Below are 15,616 nucleotides of genomic sequence, written 5' to 3' on the forward strand. Positions count from 1 at the left end.
AAATAAATAAAATTAGTCTTTCAGCTGCCCTTACTCACATCAAAACGCATTGTCTTTAACGTCATTTTAGCTTTTTATCATTTCACAGACAGCAATCAAAGGCACAAACATTAACAGCACATGGGACATCTCATAACTTTAAACCTGCAAATGATTCACGAAGATATAGCCTTGCAAAATCAGCCGATAAAAATCTACCAACAGGCAAAATTCACCCACCATTTTACGATTTTGTTATAAATCTATTTCAAAAGCATCTTTTTATTCTATTTGTTATACCCCATTTAAAATATATCTATATATTTGCAAAATAGAAATAGAACACTTATAACGACTTTTGAACAACAATCAATAATCGCTACTTGTATAAATGATTTTTATCGACTAACTTATAATACTTTTATGAAAAATTTTACACACAAAAAAAGAAATGGATTGGCACTTTGGCTGCTAACCCTTATGTGCTTGGCCTCGGTAAATGTATGGGGACAAGAGACTGTTTACTCCTATGAATTAAAACAAAAGACATGGGATGGCAACGGAAGTAAAACACTTAACGGAATTACATGGTCATTAGATGCTCCTGGTGCCGGATTTTGGGGATATGACGGCACAAAAGGTCAACAAATTGGCTCTGGTAGCAAACCCGCTACTTCTATAAACCTTTCAACGGAAGATTTTAAAGGTACAATTAAATCTGTTGTAATAGAAACAAGCGGTGCATCAAAAATCAATGCTACAATTCAAGTTAAAGTTGGAAACGTTGATTATGGAAATGCAACAAAAATAACAACGACAAACACACCTTATAGATTTGAAGGCCAATCATCAGGAAAAGTAGAAGTAATATGGACAAATAATAGCGAAAAAGCCATTTACTTAAAAAAGATAACTGTAACTTATGAAGAAGGTGCTACCACTCAATGCTCTGCCCCGACATTCAGTCCGGCATCAGGCACATCGTTCGCAAACACATTGACCGTTACAGCCTCAACAGCCACTGAAGGCGGAAAGATTGTTTATACCACAGACCCGGAGGCTACACTTGACGCCAACTCAACTGAATTTCCGAGCGAAGGACTTATTATAGATGCTACAACAACAATACGCGCCATAACGGTTGACCCTAGCGGAACATTGGAAAACAGCAGTGAGGTATCAGCCACATATACAAAGATTAATGCGCTGAACGGACTTGCCGAACTGCGCGCCAAGATAAGAGAAGACAACGTAACAAGCCAAAAGGACGCTAAAGAATATATTGTAAGCCTGAACAATGCCGTTGTAACAAAAGTTAGCGGCAACAATGCATTTATCGAAGAAAACGAAACCGGTATACAATATTTCAAGTATAACAACGACTTAAAAGAAGGTCAGGTTATCAACGGCACAGCCACTGTAAAAGGCTTTATGTATAACAACTGGGCCGAACTGATAAGCATCGAAGGCGACATAATTATAACAGACGGAGGAGCTGTAGCTCCGACAGAAGTTACTCTTGAAGAACTTACAAACAACTACGACAAATATGAATCACGCCTTGTTAAAGTAACCGCAGCTGAAGTAACTTCTGCTTTCAGCAACAGAAACGGCGAGATTTCACAAAACGGAACAACATTAGCCGTAAGAGCAGCCGACGAGTCTATCTCAATGACATTGGGAGAAACAATAGACATCATTGGAGTAGCCGGAATTTACTATGACGAAAAGCAGTTGAACGTCTTTTCACAGGACGACATAACAAAAGACGAAAATGCTAAAACATTCTCATGGACAGCAACATCGGCTGAAATAGATATCAACAACGGCGACATAAGCGCTCTGCCTACTCTTACTAACACATACGAGGGAGCAGTAAACTACGACAGCTCAAACAAGAGCGTTGCCACTATCGGTGAGACAGACGGACAGATAACCATCGTAGGCGCAGGAACTACCACTATAACCGCCACACTGGCATCTGACCCTGAGGTTAAGTCTTCGTATGAACTTACGGTAAACAAGACCGCCGCAACACTCGAATTTGAACAGCCATCATATACAGTGAACTTTGATGAGATAATTACTCTGAAAGCCGTATCAAACAATCCGGATGCACAAATAACTTATTCTGCAACTGAAGGCGACTGGTATATAGATGAAACATCAGGCGAATTCTTAGCTGGCACTACAGCCGGAAGCGTAACAGTTACTGCTACAATGGCAGAAAGCGACAAATATACAGGCGCAACTGCAACATGCACAGTGAAAATCGTTGATCCGAACCAGCAGGTTTATAGCGATGTTATCACAGCCGCCGACTTGAAAGGAGAAGCTAATTCTTATAAAGATTTCTCCGGCGTAACAAAGACTTCTGGTGCTGTTTATGCAGGTAATTCTGCCAATAAAAATGGCTCTATACAATTAAGATCAGATAAAAGTAATTCTGGAATTGTTGCTACAACATCAGGTGGAAGAATATCTCAGATAATTATAACATGGGATAATTCAACTGCAAACGCCAGACAAATTGATGTCTACGGAAATACAAATCCATATACAAGCGCAGCAGAACTTTATGAAACAAGTGGTAATACAAACCAAGGTGAACTTATCGGCAGCTTAGCAAAAGGTGAAACAACACTGACCATCGAAGGCAACTATCCTTATGTTGGAATAAGAAGCAACGACGGAGCATTATACATCAAAGACATAACCTTTGTATGGGAAAAAGTGTCAGAGCCTACCACCGGTTCATTCTCAATCACCGACGCCGGCTTCGCCACATACTACACCGACAAGGCGTTTGTAATGCCGGAGAATGTGCAGGGCGGAATTGTAACCAAAGCCAACAAGGAGACAAACCAGCTCACCATAAGCTACAACTATCAGCCGGGCACCACTGTTCCTGCTAAGACTCCTATCGTGCTTAAAGGCGAGAAAGGCGACTACACTGTAAACTACACTACATCTGAAGAAACGGCTCCTGCAGGCAACATGCTCTATGGCGCAGACAACGTTGACGCAGACGGAATGACATTTGTTGAGGGAACCAACGTTAAATACTACAAGCTTGCACTTGACAACGACGGCAAATGCGGATTCTACTGGGGCGCAACCAACGGCGCAGCATTCGAATACACAGCCAACCGCGCATTCCTTGCCATCGACATAACAGACGCATCACAGGCTCCGGCAAGCTTCTCACTCGACGGCGACGGCAGCACAACAGCCATTAACGGCATTATGAACAGCAACGGAGACAGCCAGAAGATTTACACCGTAACCGGCATTTATGCAGGCAAGAGCCTCAACAACCTGCCCAAAGGCATATATATAGTAGGCGGAAAGAAAGTGGCTGTTAAATAAAAACGATATAAACAATAAAATAAATAATAAGGAGAACAAATTATGAAAAAGTATATTAAACCTGAATGTGACATAATAGAAGTAAAGTTTGAAGGTAACCTGATGCAGACCTCTACTATTCCCCCGGTATCAGATAACGACCTGGGCCTTAACGACGAATACAGCGACGGTCCGATGCTCGCTCCTGAAAGAAAAAGCATTTGGGGCGAAGAAGACTAAAAAATGTTTTTATAATTCAGTTATATGCAGAGGGACATGCGTCAAGGTGCTTGCCTCTCTGCTTTTTTATGCCTGCCTACATTATGCCAAATAAGACTAAATAGCCAACAGCCCATATATAGTTTTATGTATGACTGATGACAAACAATACAAAACACGGCATTTCGCATTGTGAAAGGTATGCTTTTGCATCATAAAACGTGGCCTTTCAGAATGTAAAAGGCATGCTTTTACAATGGCATGACACAACAGAAAAGCTGTTTGCTTAATTTAGCTTATAGGGTGATTGACCAAACTGCATTATTCATATAAAACTAAAAAAATTTTCTTTTTAACTCGTCACTCGTCACAACAGGCTTTAAAGCACTGTAAGTCAACAACTTGCAGTGTGATGAGTTCAAAAAGCAACTCATCACACTTTAACGATCTGTGTTTCAGCTCATTAGAGCGAAATGTGACGAGTGATGAGTTTTATGCGAAAACTTTTTTAGTTAAGCCCAAACCTATAGAGCATTAGAATTAGGCCTGTATCTTTGCTTTATATTGAGCAAACAAAAAGACAGCTGAAAGCATGAATGCACAAGAAACAGGAACAATACACACGGCGAAACGCACGGCAACAGAACACAAACAGGCTTAACCCTAAATCTTTATACCGACAAACAGGCGGGCGCGCCATTTGGTGTTGCTAAGCAGCAGAATGTCACGGTCGCCAAGCTGCGACGTGTTAACCACGGTGGTAAAGCCGGCAAAATAACGGCCGAAGTGCCTCACCACAGCCATGCGCCCCACGGCTATTATGTTGGGAAACCTGTAAGGCATCTTTGTGCGGCTGCCGGCTGATGTTATGCGGCAACGGCTGTAGACCACAAGCTCGGGCAGAGCCGAAAGATGGGTGAGCCATCCGTGGCGCAAAACGAGGTTGTAGCCATAACCCACGCCTATGCCTGCGCAGGCAATGCTCAGTCTCGACTCAGGATTGCCTATCACGTCGTCGTGACGCACCTTGAGCACTCCGCCCATGAACGAGGCACCCAGCATAAGGCTTCCGCAGCTGCGCTTCTGAAGCCACGACTGGCTGAAGGCTGCCGGATAAGAGAAGCGACGGCCGTTGAGGGCATAATAGGCATTGAGCGTAAGCATGTTCTGACTTATCATTCCGGCAGGTATGCCGGTGTCGCCGTGAGAAGTATGCACGCTGCCTTCAAAGGTCTTTGACGAATGGAATATCACGTCGGCTCCAAGCCTGTTGCCGTATGCGTTCATGTTCAGTTCATAGTCTTTCTTCTTGCCTGCAAGATGCGCCGGATTTAAGGCAACGCTGAGCGACAGTCCGCGGTAAGACGCGCTAAGGCTTACGGTATATTTGTTCTGTGCCTTCATCTCAGTAGTAAACTTACCGTCTTCATTTACGCCCCGCGTGTCGATGTCAGAGCCCGAAACATTCAACGTCAGTTTGAAGCGCAGACGCTGCGGCACGCGCTCCAGATAGGCAGAGTCAATACTGCTGCGTGCCCGGCTGTCGCGCATATCGAGTATCTTGTCAATCTCGCGCTTAGCCCGGTAAGCCTCCGCCCTGATTCTTTCTTTGGCATCAATGCTGTCAGCAGCAGCAACGGAGGCGCTGTCGTGTGGCACAGCCGTCATTGCGGCCGCAAGCAATAGTGTAAGCATCTGTAATATAAGAACGCTGCAACACCGTTTTTATTTCATTTCATGCAACAATGATTCGCACAAATGTCTCACCGGCTGCCATGCGCAAACTGAGTTACAGATTTGCAACACGTTTGTCAGTCTTTCATAACACGGCGTTAACCTCATTGCAACATGCCCCATATAACTTTGCAACCGTAAACGATAGAAAGCATTTCAAAGTATGACTAAAAGGTTAAGATTGGCCGCGGCGCTGATATTTATCATCACAACATTCAAGGCGTATGCAGCAGACATTAAGGGTAAAGTTACAGACAGTACGACAGGCGAACCGCTCATAGGAGCAACCATACAGATTGACGGAACGCCTAAGGCAACGGCAACAGACATTGACGGTCTGTTCGCATTCAGCGGACTTGACGAAAACGCAAATTATACTTTAACCATAAAATACATCTCTTACAAGACTAAAAAAATTGACGGGGTTCGGGCTGAAGCTCAGCCACAGGCGATAGAGATTAAACTTACACCTGACGAACAGACACTGAACGAGGTCACGGTTACCGGCGTAGCAAGGAAGAATACAGAGATTGCGGTAATACAAATGACCAAGAGCAGTCCCGTCATAGTGAGCAACGTATCGGCACAGGAAATAACAAAGACACAGGACACAAACGCAGGAGAGGTGATACGCCGAGTGCCGGGCGTGAGCCTCATCGACGACAAGTTTGTCATGGTGCGCGGACTCTCGCAGCGCTACAACAACGTTTGGATCAACGGCGGAGCCGTGCCGAGTTCGGAAGCCGACTCAAGGGCTTTCTCTTTCGACCTTATTCCGAGTTCACAGATTGACAACATGCAGATAATAAAGACTCCGTCGCCTGAATATCCGGCTGACTATACGGGCGGATTTATCACCATAACGACAAAGGACATTCCGGCGGAGAACACGGCTGAGCTGTCTGTCGGCGGCAACTGGAACGACATAACTTCGTTCTCTGACTTTAAATACGCCAAAGGCTCGGGCACCGACTTTCTGGGATTTGACAGCGGAATGCGCGGACTTAACGGAGGCATAAACTCCACGCTTAACAGCATTGCCGGCAACGGCGTTGACCTGCTGAACAACCATCTGAACAACGACTGGCGCGTCAGAAACATGAACCCCGTAGGCGACCTGAAGCTGTCGGGCTCACTGGGACGCCGCTGGAAGCTGGGCGACCGCCAGCTCGGAATGATTGCTGCCTTCAACTACAGCAACGAATACCGCAAGTATGAAGACATGCAGAACAACCTCTACGGCGTGTACGACGCAGAGAAAGACGAGTCGAACTATCTGCGCTACTCTGTAGACGACCAGTATAACCACAACGTTCGACTGGGAGCCATGCTCAACTTCACTCTTCTTTCTGCCGACGGCAACAGCAAGTATCAGCTGAAGAACATCTTCAACCAGATTGGCAACGACCGCTACACATGGCGCGAGGGACTGAGCGCACAGTCGGACAACGAGAACTCGGCTGAATATTACTACCGCAGCCGCACCACATACAACGGACAGATAACCGGAAAGCACACCTTTGCGCTTGACGAACTTGACTGGAGCGCAAGCTACTCTTATGCCAACCGCAACGTGCCCGACCGCCGCCGCTATCTGATAAACGACGCACTGGAGCCGGGAGTGATGCAGCTGACAAGCCCCAACGACATATCACGCGAATGGACAAAGCTCGACGAGCACATCGTTTCAGCTGCGGTGAACGACAAGCACGACTTTAAGTTCGGCTCATTCACACCGTCGCTCAAATTTGGAGCATACGGCGAATACCGCACACGTAAATACACCACACGCGACTTTATATACAACTGGAACGCTGCCAGCAACACCCTGCCCGACGGTTTCCGCCAGTTTGACCTTTCAGAGATGCTCAGCGACGAGAGCTATTTCGGTGCCGACCGCCTGTATCTGCTCGAGGAACAGCACATGCGCAACAACTATAAGGGCAACAACTATCTCGGTGCAGGATATTTTGCGGCAAACATTCCGCTCGGCAACTTCAACATCTATGCCGGACTGCGCTACGAGTATGACCACATGGAGCTGATAACGAACACACGCGACAACGCCGAAAGTCCGTTCAGCCACAACTATGAGTACAACGACCTGTTCCCTTCGGTGAACACCACATACAAGATTAACGACAAGCACCAGCTGCGCCTGTCATACGGAAAGACGGTTAACCGTCCTGAGTTCCGCGAGGTGTCGCCCTCAGTGTTCTACGACTTCGACCTGGCTTCAGACGTGCAGGGTAACACCGACCTGAAGCCTTGCTACATACAGAACGTAGACTTCCGCTACGAGTTCTATCCCTCAAAGGGCGAGCTTATCTCAATAGCGGCATTCTACAAATACTTCGACTCACCTATCGAGTGGACCTACACCGTTACGGGCGGAACAAGTCTTGTGTATTCTTACATGAACGCTAAGCGCGCCAACAACTACGGTATAGAGCTTGACATACGCAAAGACCTCTCGTTCATAGGTCTGCCGGGATTCAGCTGGTCGTTCAACGGCGCACTGATTAAGAGCCGCGTTAAGTTTGAAGCAGGCTCTAAAGAAGAAGACCGCCCGATGCAGGGCCAGTCGCCTTACCTCGTAAACACCGGACTATTCTATAAGAACGACAAACTGCAGCTCGACGTAGCCCTGCTCTACAACCGCATAGGTAAACGAATTATCGGAGTAGGACGCAGCGAAGGAACAACAAGCGGCAACGAGGCACTGAGAGTGCCCGACAGCTACGAGATGCCGCGCGACGTGATAGACCTGTCGGCATCAAAGAAATTCGGCAACCACTGGGAGCTGAAACTAAGCATACGCGACCTGCTTGCCCAGAAGGTTTACTACAAACAGTTTGCCGACGTTCACTACTCAAACGGAACAAGCCGCGAGGTAGAACAGATAACAAGGGCATACAAACCGGGACGCAACATAGGAGTGAGCGCAGTGTATAAGTTCTGATAAAGGGACAAGGCGGAACATCCGCCCACATTACTCCCATCAGTACCATTACTCCCATAAAAGAAAAAATAAAAAAAATTATTCACTATAAGATGTTTAACAAAAAGATGAAAATGGACAAGTTTAAACTTTACGGATGCTTAGGCATCATGGCAATGGCGCTCACAATGAGCTCTTGCAGCGACGACGACAATTCAGGCACTACACAGAGCGGTGTCAACTGGACCACCAACGGCGGTATCAAGGCCTGCGACCACCTGCTGTTCACGGCAGACGGCGACGCCAACGTAAACGACAACGGTACACAGATTGGAAACGGTGACCAGGAGTTTGTTTTCACAGGAAAGCAGACTATCAAGAAAGGCACATATATCCTGAAAGGATGGGTTTACATAGCCGACGGAGCCGAGCTTACAATAGAGCCGGGAACCGTAATCAAGGGCGACAAGCAGACAAAGGCTTCGCTCATAGCTGAGCGCGGAGGCAAGCTCATCGCACAGGGAACAGCAACAGAGCCTATCGTATTTACATCAGAAGAGGCTAAAGGCAACCGCCGTCCTGGCGACTGGGGTGGCATCATCCTCTGCGGTAAGGCAAAGAACAACAAGAGCGAAATACAGATTGAGGGCGGCCCGCGCACAAAGCACGGCGGCAACGACGACGCCGACAACTCTGGTGTACTGAGCTATGTACGTATAGAGTTCGCCGGTTATCCTTTCCAGACAGACCAGGAGATCAACGGTCTTACACTCGGATCTGTAGGTAGCGGCACAAAGATCGACCACGTACAGGTGTCTTACTCTAACGACGACTCTTACGAGTGGTTCGGCGGAACAGTAAACTGCAAATACCTCATTGCATACAAAGGATGGGACGACGACTTCGATACAGATAACGGATTCAGCGGAAAAGTTCAGTTCGGTCTGTCAGTACGCGACTCTAAGATTGCCGACGTATCACAGAGCAACAGCTTTGAGAGCGACAACAACGCCGACGGTTCTAACAGCGAGCCTCACACATCAGCCGTATTCTCTAACATGACACTCGTAGGCCCGATGGCTACAGACGCTTCGTTCGTGAACGACGCTTCTTACATCAACGGCGGCAACTACTATCCCAACAACGGCTCAAGCCTCGGCAAGTTCCAGGCTGCAATGCACATACGCCGCGACACTCACCTCAACTGCTTCAACTCTGTTGCAATAGGCTGGCCTATCGGTATCATCATCGACAACGAGAAGGGCGACACACAGGGCGCAGCAACAGCAGGCAACTTGAAACTGGAGAACATCTGGATGGCTAACGTTGACGCTGTTGGTACTGACTTCAACAAGATTTATGTTGACGGACTTTACAACTACGAGACAAAGCAGGTTGACCAGACCAAGCCTTCATTCTCAAGCACATTCTTCAAGGCTCAGAGCGGCAATCAGGTTTATGACGCAGCTACAGGCTGGTTCGACACAACAGGTTATATTCCTACATCAGGCAGCCCACTGCTCAGCGCAGCAGCATTCACTAACTCTCTGCTCTCAAGCGGTTTCGACAAGGTTGATTACATCGGAGCTTTCGCAGCAGGCGACACATGGCTCAACGGATGGACTAACTTCGATCCTCAGAACGCAGACTATTAATTTCTTGATTTAAAGATCCTATAAGACAATGACGCCCCGCGGGAACAGTTCCTGCGGGGCGTCTGTTTTTTGTATTTTATTCAGATATTACTTTTATCGTCGCCACGGCATACACATCATAGCATCAGCCTCAACAGCCGGTGAACGGCACGACACGGCAGCGACAAAGGCTGTTATTCTTCCTCAAGATACCACTTAGAGTATTCCACATAATGTTTGGCAAAGCTCTCTGCCTGGTCGGGACGTGTCTTCTTGATAAACTTGGCAGGCACTCCGCCCCATATCTCGTGCTGACCTATCTTTGTGCCCTGCAGCACCAGTGCGCCGGCAGCAACTATCGCGCCCTCGCCTATCTCGGCATTATCGAGCACGGTTGCGCCCATGCCTATCAGCGCTCCGCGGCGTATCGTGCAGGCATGCACGGTGGCGTTGTGGCCTATGCTCACGTCGTCTTCAATGACAACCGGACCGGTGGTGTTGGTAACATGCACGCAGGCACCGTCCTGCACGTTTACACGGTTGCCTATGGTTACGGGAGCCACGTCTCCGCGCACAACGGCGTTGAACCATATTGAGCATTCGTCGCCCATGTTAACCTCGCCAACAACAGTGGCGTTCTCGCTGAAATAGCAGTCCTTGCCCCATTTGGGTGTCAGACCTTTTATTGATTTTATTAATGCCATAATGTTATTATCTTTTTTATGTTCACGATGCAAAGTTAGTTTATTTTATATTGCAAAACAAAAAATCGGCACTTAATAGCTTGCACGTAAAGTAAAGATTATGTATTTTTGAACATTGAAAATAAAAACATCTATAAATATTATGCTGGAAACAGGACTTACACACACAAGCAGCCTGACGGTGACAGAAGCTCTCACCGCCAAGGCCATGGGGTCGGGCGACATGCCCGTGTTGGCTACGCCGGCCATGATGGCGCTGATGGAGAACGCCGCAATGTTGGCAGTTGCCCCCGAACTGCCCGAAGGAAGCACCACCGTAGGCGGACACATAGAGTCATCACACCTGAAGCCTACGCCATTAGGAGCTGAGGTCAAGGCAGAAGCCACGCTGACAAAGGTAGACGGACGCAAACTGTATTTCACAGTCAAAGCCATGCAGGGCGACGTCGTGATAGGCGAAGGCACTCACCTGCGCTTCATCGTTGACCGCGAGAAGTTTATGAGTAAGCTGTAAGAAGCTACAACCTAAAGGTATATCGAACAAAACAACAAGACTAAAACCTTTTTGTTGGCAAGCTGCGGATCGCAGATCCTTATATTCCATGCTGTCAGATTACAAATCTGACAGAACATTAGCTTAGTTGCCTTATTACTTCCATAAATACCAACAAGACTAATGGGCCGGCTGATTTGTAATCTGCCGGAGCTTCCTATTTTTTTGATTAATAGGTATGAATTTCAGATCAATATCAGGATCTGCGATCCGCTAATGTTTTGAAATAACGAACATCACAAAGTTCACTTTTCGTCAGTTCATAAAATAATCACTCCCTATTCAGAATACCAGAATCCTTATCCTTATTCTGTATTTTCAATTTCGCTCCGGATTTAGACTTGCCAAATGAGATATTGTAAACAAGATTTACATATACCATATTGGCATTGTTTACAATTCTTTCAGTCTCTGTACGTTGCAGAAGTGATGTTCCTGATACAGACGTAACCTGTTTCCATGAATCATAGAAAGGATATCTTATGCCACCCGTGACTGTCAAATTTTTAATCGGTTTATAAGACAATTCTACCGATGCCATACTTGGTATATTTTTCGTGGTCTGTCCTATAAGAGATTTTTTCTGAGTCTGATAAAACACCTGAAGTCCCCATTTATTATATGCAAGATATATTGAAGGTATTATTGAATAGCCTGTATGATTCCATTTCGAGTCTCCAAGTTTATTCTTCTGATGAAACACTTCTGAGTATAGCCTCAACCTAAGAATATTATCTGAGAATGGATACCACTGTAGAAATAAGCTGGCTTTCATGTTCTGTGCGTTGTCCAGATTGCTGTATGTCTCAATGATGTTTGTGTCATCAGATTGAAAGACCGGTGCAATGGCATCTTTGGTATATGAATATCCTACCATTGCATTAATAACAAACTTCTTGAAACCTTTGAAATAGGACAACGAGAACTCATGATTATTGCTTGGTGACAAATTTGGATTTCCTGTGAATATATAATTCGGATCCTTATAATACGGATTATAAGTCAATGAAGATACTGACGGATTTTCTGTATTAACTTCATAATTGAACATTAATTCCGAACTCCGATCAATAAAATATCCCAGTCGCACCTGAGGGCGAAAATAAGTGAAGTTGTACGTCTCGTTTTCAATTGTTGTAAAAATATTGTTGTTCACGCCGGCGCTTATGCTGTAATTGAATTTCTCGCCCAGCATCCCGGATATTCCCAAATAAGAATAGAGTTCATTGGTTGTTATTATATTATTTGAAGGCAAATTGTTCTGAGTGCTGTTGTTATACATATACCTTGTTCCAACATATAGATCAGCCTTTTTCATTTTATTGTTATACAATACCTCTCCGATAACAGAATATTTGTCAGTGTTTATCACTGTTGCTGTTTCAAAATCCTTTTTTCCATCCATCATTTCCTTGTACTCATAGTCATAGTCAGATTTATAGTATGTGCCGACAATATTCATTATAAGCTCATGTCTTGAGCCGAATTGCTTGCTGAAATACATATCCAAAACCGGACTGATATACTTATCCCTGTCAGAGCTTTCGCCTATCTTGTCAGACTCCATTCCATTGATTCTCGATATTATGTCTTGTTTCGACGAACGTCTACGGTTTAATGAATTGAAAGACAGTTTTGCACTGAACAGATAGTTGTCAATCTTTGAATTGTTGAAACTGATTTCAGCCATCTGCTGTTCATAGGCATACGGACTATTATGACCACTTTTTATTTTTTCATAATTTATCCCTCCAACCGAATATGTCATATTCTCATCCAAGATTCTCTTGTTGTAGTTTCTGTAATTGATATTGTAAGTCACACCAATCTGTGAATTGCCCCAATTATACTTAAAATTAACAACATTGTTGCCGAAACCTGTTGTAACAGCATTCTGGGTGTTTATACCAACAGTGCCTCCTGTTTGTTTTTCTTTGGTTACTACATTTATTACCGAACCTAATCCCATATTAGAGTATTGTATTGGAGGCTGTGTGTAATAGTCGATTTTTAAAATATTATCAGGAGATATGACAGACAGGTCTGCCGGAGTTGACGGGACACCGTTAATCAGAATCTTTACAGCCTTACCATCTACAGACGAAACACTTTGATCAAGGACCTGAATCTTAGGCAGAAATTCCAAAGCAGACAAAGCGCTGCTGTATTGTCTTTTTTCAGCATTAGTTAATTTATATTCTTTCCTATCGGCGAACCTTTTTACCATGCTGGCTGTTACAACAACTTCGTCAATGTTTAAAGACTTTTCTTGTAGATGAATTATTCCCAAATCCATAGTCTTGTTCAATTTCAGATTCTGATGATGATTTAAATATCCCAAAAATGAAATTTCAAGAATATAGTCTCCTGACGCAAGTCCTTCTATAGCAAATTGTCCTTCTCCGTCAGTGGTGCATCCTTTATAATAAAGAGAATCTGTTTTGAATTTTACTACTACTGAAGCTCCAATTATAAATTGTTCCTTAGAATCTTTCACAATACCCTTTATGGTATGTTGGGCCAATGTAGATATTGTACACATTAAACCGCAAAGCAGCAGAAAAATAAATTTCAATTTTCTCATAACTAATAGCTGTTTTTAATTTTGCAAAAATAAAGTTTGACAAAAAAATTCAGCTATAAAACAACTGACATTTTACTGACATTATCCCGACAACCGGCTGATAATCACTTGTTTCGCGGTTTAAGCGAATGAATTTTTCCGTTAAGTTTCCTATTAGTCAATAAAAAGATAGGAGTTGCGGATCGCAAATTAGCTTCGCTGACTTTCAGTTCTTATATTCATCGCTGTCAGATTACAAATCTGACAGAACATTAGCTTTGTTGCCTTATTACTTCCATAAATACCAACAAGACTAATGTGCCGGCTGATTTGTACGAGTTGTTGAACGCAGCAAAAAATCTGCCGGAATTAAATATTAGAACTGAAAGTCAGCGAAGCTAATTTGTGATCCGATAACTTCCAATAATATATACCCTTTAAAAAATCCAACAAGTCATTTTGCCTTGTTGCCATTCACCTTATAAAACATCTAACCCCGTTCCTTTACTCTTAATATCATGGTCCGTCTCTCCTATTCCATCAGAATCCGCGAAAAAAGGCTATGAGTTAGGCTTGAAAAGTGGGCCACTTTTGCATAAAAAGTGGCCGAGTTACGATGCGTAACTCGGCCACTAACAGTTCGAAAGTAAATCGATAAATATTCCTTAATGGATAGGCTTATTTTAGGACTTAAATATCTAATCTGAAAGGGAAAATTATGTAAAATGTTACGATTTTCAGGGGCTTTTTCTGACGACGGCTATTTGCGCCCCGTTATCGTAGCCACAACATACTCTGAACAGGTGCCTATGCGGAACTTGCCGCCCCAGATGCCAAGGCCCGAACTTACATAATATTGCGTGTTGCCGCGCTGCCACGGTCCGTAAGAGCACTCGTAGATGCGGTCGGTTATCCACGATATGGGCCATAGCTGCCCGCGATGGGTGTGGCCGCTAAGCTGAAAGTCAACGCCGGCACGCTCGGAGCGGTCGAGATGATAGGGCTGATGGTCGAGCAGAATGGTGTATCTGCTCTTGTCGGCACTGCGCATAAGCTCCGCCACGCTGCGGCGGCGCGGGTTGGTGCGGTCGTCGCGGCCTATGATGCACAGCTGCCCTACGTTGGCCATGCTGTCGCGCAGCAGCGTTATGCCGGCGTCGGCAAAGAACTTCTGCGCCTGCGGCTCACCGCTGTAATACTCATGATTGCCAAGACAGGCGTACACAGGAGCGTTGAGACGGCGCAGCTCTGACGCCATGTTCTCCTCGATGAGCGGACGCATGCTGATGTCTATCATGTCGCCGGCAATAAGGATAAGGTCGGCATGCTCGGCGTTAATCATGTCCAACCAGCGCGCCAGCTCCTTGCGGCGGTTGTGATAACCGAGATGAAGGTCGCTCATCATGACCACCTTAACGGGGCGGCAGAGATGCTTGTCGGTGGTGAGTTGTATGGTATGACGCACCTTGTTGTTATAGTGAATGTTGCCGGCAATGAACACAAGCGCTACGACGGCAAACAGCACCGTAGACACGATGCAGTTGGAATAGAGCCATGAGCGCGGCACTATGTGCAGAAGCCGCCCGAGGTCGAGCAGCAGAAAGGCGATGACGAGATAAAGAAGGATGAATATGGAGGAGTTGCCCACCTCGTAACATGCCGAAGCCAGATTGAGGGGAAGGCCGTCGATGGCACGCGAAAAGTTAAGAAACAGGGTGAGAAATGCCGCCAGACCAACGCCCACCACAGCCCAGCGCCAGCCCGCCGACAGCGGCAGGAGGCACCACACATGCCACAGAACATAGGCAAGGCCGACGAACGGCAGCACGAAGAAAAGAACAAACCACATTGTTTTCATTGTTTTAAGTATGGCTGCAAAGTTACATCTTTCGCTGCACTTACGGCACGGCAGCAGCACGAAAAACGGGATAATGGTAATAT

At 45.5% G+C, this 15,616-nt stretch carries 9 protein-coding genes; 5 read left to right on the forward strand and 4 right to left on the reverse strand.

What is annotated here, in order from left to right; all coding sequences use genetic code 11:
* Positions 1–402 precede the first annotated feature (402 nt).
* The gene (locus tag QVO66_RS01300; RefSeq protein WP_021853567.1) at positions 403–3,348 is read left to right on the forward strand and encodes a chitobiase/beta-hexosaminidase C-terminal domain-containing protein; all 2,946 of its coding nucleotides are present in this window, start codon (positions 403–405) and stop codon (positions 3,346–3,348) included.
* A 42-nt stretch (positions 3,349–3,390) separates the two neighbouring features.
* Positions 3,391–3,567 carry a hypothetical protein gene (locus QVO66_RS01305; RefSeq protein ID WP_021853568.1) on the forward strand — a complete coding sequence of 59 codons (177 nt, stop codon included), beginning with the start codon at positions 3,391–3,393 and terminating at the stop codon, positions 3,565–3,567.
* 642 nt (positions 3,568–4,209) lie between these two features.
* Here QVO66_RS01305 and QVO66_RS01310 read toward each other — a convergent pair.
* Positions 4,210–5,241 carry a DUF4421 domain-containing protein gene (locus tag QVO66_RS01310; RefSeq protein ID WP_288172422.1) on the reverse strand — a complete coding sequence of 344 codons (1,032 nt, stop codon included), beginning with the start codon at positions 5,239–5,241 and terminating at the stop codon, positions 4,210–4,212.
* A 202-nt stretch (positions 5,242–5,443) separates the two neighbouring features.
* On the opposite strand from QVO66_RS01310, the gene QVO66_RS01315 reads away from it, so the two are divergent.
* Both QVO66_RS01315 and QVO66_RS01320 read left to right on the forward strand, forming a co-directional pair.
* Positions 5,444–8,242: a TonB-dependent receptor gene (locus tag QVO66_RS01315; RefSeq protein WP_288172423.1), complete on the forward strand. Its 2,799-nt coding sequence runs from the start codon at positions 5,444–5,446 to the stop codon at positions 8,240–8,242.
* Positions 8,243–8,355: 113 nt separating this feature from the next.
* A complete protein-coding gene (locus QVO66_RS01320) occupies positions 8,356–9,876 on the forward strand; it encodes a hypothetical protein (RefSeq protein WP_288172424.1) in 1,521 nt (506 codons plus the stop codon).
* A gap of 173 nt (positions 9,877–10,049) precedes the next feature.
* Here the strand turns inward: QVO66_RS01320 and QVO66_RS01325 are convergent, their stop codons facing one another.
* A complete protein-coding gene (locus QVO66_RS01325) occupies positions 10,050–10,559 on the reverse strand; it encodes a gamma carbonic anhydrase family protein (RefSeq protein WP_021853572.1) in 510 nt (169 codons plus the stop codon).
* Positions 10,560–10,701: 142 nt separating this feature from the next.
* Between QVO66_RS01325 and QVO66_RS01330 the strand changes: the two genes are divergently transcribed.
* Positions 10,702–11,073: a thioesterase family protein gene (locus tag QVO66_RS01330; RefSeq protein ID WP_021853573.1), complete on the forward strand. Its 372-nt coding sequence runs from the start codon at positions 10,702–10,704 to the stop codon at positions 11,071–11,073.
* Positions 11,074–11,383: 310 nt separating this feature from the next.
* Here the strand turns inward: QVO66_RS01330 and QVO66_RS01335 are convergent, their stop codons facing one another.
* Positions 11,384–13,696 carry a TonB-dependent receptor gene (locus tag QVO66_RS01335; RefSeq protein ID WP_021853575.1) on the reverse strand — a complete coding sequence of 771 codons (2,313 nt, stop codon included), beginning with the start codon at positions 13,694–13,696 and terminating at the stop codon, positions 11,384–11,386.
* Positions 13,697–14,435: 739 nt separating this feature from the next.
* Positions 14,436–15,533 (reverse strand): metallophosphoesterase, encoded by a 1,098-nt coding sequence (locus tag QVO66_RS01340; protein ID WP_288172425.1) that lies wholly within the window; start codon positions 15,531–15,533, stop codon positions 14,436–14,438.
* Positions 15,534–15,616 lie beyond the last annotated feature (83 nt).

The sequence above is a fragment of the Prevotella sp. CAG:255 genome (assembly GCF_000431195.1).
GTDB lineage: Bacteria > Bacteroidota > Bacteroidia > Bacteroidales > Bacteroidaceae > Prevotella > Prevotella rara.